Raw genomic sequence first — 702 nt, 5'->3', positions numbered from 1 at the left:
ACATTTTGACATTCCTTACGGGTATTTCCTCTAGGGACGGCGAAAAATTCCCCGTACTTCGTAAGGCGGTACGCTCCGTTACCCAGAGTGAAAATAGAGGGCTGTTGCACGTTATTGAGGAATTGAGAAAGGAAGATACCGCAATCTCACGCAATATCGCAGACCATATCGACAGCTTCACGGACTATGATTTTGCACACCTGCTGTTTTCAGACGGGACGGTAGAAAATGCAATCAGTCTGGATAACCAGCTCAACATCATTCAAGTAGCAGACCTTGTACTGCCAGATAAGGACACAGCCTTTGAGGAATACACGACCATTGAATTATTGTCGGTGTCTATGCTGATTGTGATTAGTACCTTTGCCCTTGATTTTATCCATTCGGACAGAAGCATTTTTAAGATTGTCGATTTGGACGAAGCGTGGGCGTTCTTAAATGTGGCACAAGGAGAAACACTCTCTAACAAGCTGGTTCGTGCTGGACGAGCTATGCAGGCAGGCGTTTATTTCGTTACACAATCTTCTGGGGACGTGTCAAAGGAAAGTCTGAAAAACAACATCGGTTTGAAGTTTGCCTTTCGTTCTACTGACATCAACGAGATAAAGCAGACCTTAGAATTTTTCGGCATTGACAAGGACGACGAGAACAACCAGAAACGCTTGCGTGATTTGGAGAACGGACAATGCTTATTGCAGGACT

The 702-nt window shown here is 44.7% G+C and carries 1 protein-coding gene; it reads left to right on the top strand.

What is annotated here, in order from left to right; genetic code table 11:
* The coding region (locus LJD34_RS16090) for an ATP-binding protein (protein WP_227360373.1) at positions 1-702 on the top strand (702 nt) is incomplete at both ends.

This window comes from Faecalibacillus sp. MSK20_93 (assembly GCF_020589945.1).
In the GTDB taxonomy this organism is placed as follows: domain Bacteria; phylum Bacillota_I; class Bacilli_A; order Erysipelotrichales; family Coprobacillaceae; genus Faecalibacillus; species Faecalibacillus intestinalis.
This window is presented reverse-complemented; position numbering and strand designations above follow the sequence as displayed.